General features: G+C 76.1%; 4 protein-coding genes. 1 reads left to right on the plus strand and 3 read right to left on the minus strand.

What is annotated here, in order from left to right; translation table 11 throughout:
• On the plus strand, nt 1-708 hold a 708-nt coding region (locus CBZ_RS08625; RefSeq protein WP_174768650.1), incomplete at its 5' end, for a M15 family metallopeptidase.
• A 64-nt stretch (nt 709-772) separates the two neighbouring features.
• Here the strand turns inward: CBZ_RS08625 and CBZ_RS08630 are convergent.
• From CBZ_RS08630 to CBZ_RS21980, 3 genes are all read right to left on the minus strand, one after another.
• Entirely contained in the window at nt 773-2,218 is a 1,446-nt protein-coding gene (locus CBZ_RS08630) for an MFS transporter (protein WP_130781163.1), read from the minus strand.
• On the minus strand, nt 2,202-3,272 hold the full coding sequence (ligD, locus tag CBZ_RS08635; protein WP_130781164.1) for a non-homologous end-joining DNA ligase: 1,071 nt from the start codon (nt 3,270-3,272) through the stop codon (nt 2,202-2,204). The genes CBZ_RS08630 and ligD overlap by 17 nt, the downstream gene beginning before the upstream one ends.
• A gap of 100 nt (nt 3,273-3,372) precedes the next feature.
• Nucleotides 3,373-4,256: helix-turn-helix transcriptional regulator (locus CBZ_RS21980; RefSeq protein WP_218022735.1), on the minus strand; the 884-nt coding region annotated here is incomplete at its 5' end.

Raw genomic sequence — 4,256 nt, forward strand, 5'->3', positions numbered from 1 at the left:
GTCCGGCAGACCCTCGCGGCGGCGCTCGCCGAGGCCGACGCGGCGCTCGCGGCCGACACGGCGTCCGTCGCGACGCTCCGACGCGTGACGTCCACGACCGCGGCCGCGCAGACGGCCACCGCGGACGCCCAGGCGCAGTGGACGCAGGCGCAGGAGCAGGCCGCGGCGGCCGCCGCCCGCACGCCCCGACCGGCGTCGACCGGTGGGACGACCGCAGCCGCCGCGCCGCCGTCCTGCGAGACGACCTACACCGGCCCGCCGTTCTACACGTCGCCCGCGACCGAGGGTGGCGACGGCTCGAACGGCAAGCTGCCGCCGTCGGCGCTCGCGGCGATCTCCTGGGACGTCGACCCGCGCGGCACGCCGTACTACCTGCGCACCGACGCGGCCGCGGCGCTCGAGCGCCTCAACACCGCCTTCCGGGCGCGGTTCGGGCACGACCTCGGCCTCGACCTCACCTACCGGGACTTCGCGACGCAGGTCGCGATGCGCGAGGCGCTCGGGACGGTCGCCGCGACTCCCGGCACGTCCTCGCACGGGACCGGCCTCGCGCTCGACGTCCCGGAGCTGCCGTGCGAGTACGGGTGGGGGACGCCGCAGCGTGACTGGCTCGTCGCGAACGGGCCGTCGTACGGGTGGGTCGTGCCGTCGTGGGCGCGCCAGAACGGCTCCAACCCGGAGTACTGGCACTTCGAGTACCGCGGCTGACGACCTTCCTGCGCCGTCGCGCCCGCGGGCCCCGGTGAGGCGACGCCGCCGCGCCTCGCCCGCGTCACGCGCGGTCGGACGCCTCCGGGCGCACCGCGTCGGACGACGACGGGACCGTGGCCAGCGACACGAGGCCGCCCGCGACGAGCAGTCCCGCGCACACGAGCATCGCGACCCGGTGCCCGTCGGCGAGCGTCGCGGGGTCGGTCAGGCCCGTCCCGACGCCCGCGACGAGCGGCAGGACCGCGATGCCCAGCAGCCCCGCGACGCGGGCGACCGCGTTGTTGACGCCCGACGCCACGCCGGCGAGACGGTCGGGGGCCGCGGCGAGCGCGGTCGTCGTCAAGGGCGCGACGACCGCGGCGAGCCCAAGGCCGAAGAGCAGCACCCCCGGCAGCACGGCGGTCAGGTAGGGCGCGTCCGGCCCGATCCCGGCGAGCAGGACGGTCGCTGCGGCGCAGACCAGCGGTCCGACGGTCATCGGCAGGCGCGGGCCGAGCCGGACGCCGAGCGCGCCCGACGTCGAGGACAGCAGGAGCAGCAGCACGGTCACGGGGACGGGTGCGAGCCCGGCGGCGAGCGGCGAGTAGCCGGAGACGACCTGCAGCGTGACGACGAGGAAGAAGAACACGCCCGACAGCGCGGCGTAGACGAGGAGCGTCGCGGCGTTGGTGCCGGCGAACGGGCGCCAGCGGAACAGGGCGGGTGGGACGAGCGGTGCGGCGGCGCGTGACTCCACCACGACGAACGCCACGAGGGCCGCGACACCGGCGGCGAGCGCGGCGGCGACGGCCGGCCGGAGCGTGCCGTCCTCCGTCCAGGCGGTGAACGCCCAGGTCAGCGCAGCCAGACCGGCGGCGGCGAGCACCGTGCCCGCGACGTCCAGCCGCCGGACGGCGTCCGGGTCGACGCTCTCCGGCACGGCCCGCAGCGCGACGACCACGACGACCGCCGCGAGCGGCAGGTTGATCCCGAACACCCACCGCCACGACGTGACCTCGACGATCCACCCGCCGAGGAACGGCGCGAGCGCCCCCGCGATGCCGCCCAGCCCCGACCACGCGCCGATGGCCCGCCCGCGGTCCTCACCGGCGAACGTCGACTGGATGATCGCGAGCGACCCGGGTGTCAGCAGCGCACCGCCGACGCCCTGCAACGCACGCGCGGCGACGAGCAGCCCGACCGTCGGGGCCAGCGCGCACGCGAGCGACGCGGCCGCGAACCAGACGACGCCGACGAGGAACACCCGCCGCCGCCCGAACCGGTCGCCGAGCGACCCGCCGAGCAGCAGGAACGCCGCGAGCGTCAGGCCGTACCCGTTGACCGTCCACTGCAGGTCCGCGGTGGACGCGTCGAGCTCCGCGGCGATGCGGGGCAGCGCGATGGTGACGACCGTCGCGTCGATGAACGCGAGCGCCGACCCGAGGACGGTCGCGACGAGCACCCACCGGCCGCGCGCGGACCGGTAGGCGACGGGGGCGCCCCGAGAGGCGTCAGCGGGGCCTGTCACGGTCGCGGCTCGGCTGCACCCGCTTCGGCTCGCCCGGCATCTTCGGGTACTCGGGCGGGTACGGCAGGTCGCCGTGCCCCTCGTCCTGCTCCTGCCGGTCGGCGAGCTCGAGCAGCGACTCGATCGAGTACCGCGGGGCGGCGTGCGCGACGAGCGGGGCGAACAGGTCGCCGACCTCGGCGAACCGCGCGGGCATGGTCGTGACGTCGAAGTCGTCGGGGTGCACGTCGCCGACCTCGTCCCAGCGCAGCGGTGCGGAGACGGTCGCGCGGGGGTTCGTGCGGATCGAGTACGCGGACGCGATGGTGCGGTCGCGGGCCATCTGGTTGTAGTCGACGAAGATCTTCTGGCCGCGCTCCTCCTTCCACCACTTCATCGTGACCTCGTCGGGCATGCGCCGTTCGAGCTCGCGGCCGAACGCGATGGTCGCGCGGCGCGCGTCGGTGAAGGACCAGCGCGGCTCGATCGGGACGAACACGTGGATGCCGCGCCCGCCCGACGTCTTCGGGGTCCCCTCCAGGCCGTGCTCGGCGAGCAGCTCGCGCACGCGTGGCGCGACGCGCGCCGCGTCGGAGAAGTCGGTGCCGGGCTGCGGGTCGAGGTCGATGCGGATCTGGTCGGGGGAGTCGACGTCGTCGCCCAGCACCGGCCAGGGGTGGAACGTGAGCGTGCCGAGGTTGGCGGCCCACGCGACGACGGCGAGCTCGCTCGGCGCGACCTCGTCGGCGGTCCGGCCGCTCGGGAACGCGATCCGCGCGGTCCGCACGTAGTCGGGGGCGCCCTGCGGGACGCGCTTCTGGTAGAACGCGTCGCCCGTCGAGTCCATCCGGGTCGCGAGCTTCGCGCCCTCGAAGACGCCCTTCGGCCAGCGTTCCAGGGTGGTCGGCCGGTCGAGCAGCGCACCGAGGATGCCGTCGCCGACCGACACGAAGTACTGCACGACGTCGAGCTTCGTCAGCCCGCGCTCGGGGAAGTACACCTTGTCGGGGCTGCTGACGCGGACCGTGCGCCCGCGCACGTCGATCTCGACCGCGGGCGTCTTCGACGGTGACATGCGCCCCACGCTAGGGCCCGGCCCTGACACGCGCCCCCGCAGGTCGACGCGCCGCCGGTGCCGCCCGCGTCAACGGCCCGGCGAGGTGCGGGCCGCGTCGTCAGACGTCGGAGCCGATGAGCCCGCGCTGGTGCGCGACCGACACGGCCTCGGCCCGCCCCGACACCCCGAGCTTCGCCAGCAGGTTCGAGATGTGCACCGACACGGTCTTGCCGGAGATGTAGAGCTTCTCGCCGATCTGCCGGTTCGACAGCCCCTGCGCGACGAGCCCGAGCACCTCGACCTCCCGGGCCGTCAGGACGTCCGCGCCGCCGGCCCGGACTCCCGGCAGGTCGAGCCGTCCCCGGCGGGCGAGCCCGCGCACCGCCGTCGCCAGCGGGACGGCCCCCATCGCGTCGGCGTCGGCCAGCGCGGTCGCCGCTTCCGTGTGCGCCGCGTCCCGTTCGCCGTGCTCCAGCAGCGACTCCGCGAGCCGCCACCGGGTCCGCGCCTCCTCGTAGCGGTAGCCGTAGCCGAACTCGCGCAGCGTCGCGCGCCACGCCTCGGGGTCGTTCTCCCCGACGAGCCGCCCGTGCTCGGCGTGCGCCCGCAGCAGCCACGCCCGCCCCTCGGGACCGAGCACGCCGCCCCGCGGACGCCCGCGGTCCGCGGTGGTACGGGCCCGCTCCAGCAGCCGGTCACCGAGCGCGACGCGGGCGCTCACGTCCCGGCCGAGCAGCCGCTCCTGCGCGGCCGCGTCGGCGAGCGCCGCGAGCCCCAGCGCGGACAGCCAGATGCCGCCGAGGAAGTAGTCGGACCACTCGCGGCCCAGGTGCTCGATGACCCGCAGCGCGAGGTCGACGGCCGCGTCGAGGTCGCCCCGCCAGGTGAGCGCGTCGACCGTGCAGCCCCCGGCGATGAGCGCGACCATCCCGTCGCGCGACCACTGGGAGTCGAGCGCGCGCCCGCGCTCGACGACGTCGTCGTCGCCGCGGGCCCCCGCGG

The sequence above is a fragment of the Cellulomonas biazotea genome (assembly GCF_004306155.1).
Classification (GTDB): Bacteria; Actinomycetota; Actinomycetes; order Actinomycetales; family Cellulomonadaceae; genus Cellulomonas; species Cellulomonas biazotea.

Excerpts from the sequence above, each read along its gene's own strand:
- ligD (WP_130781164.1), bottom strand. The coding sequence starts at position 3,272 with ATGTCACCGTCGAAGACGCCCGCGGTCGAGATCGACGTGCGCGGGCGC.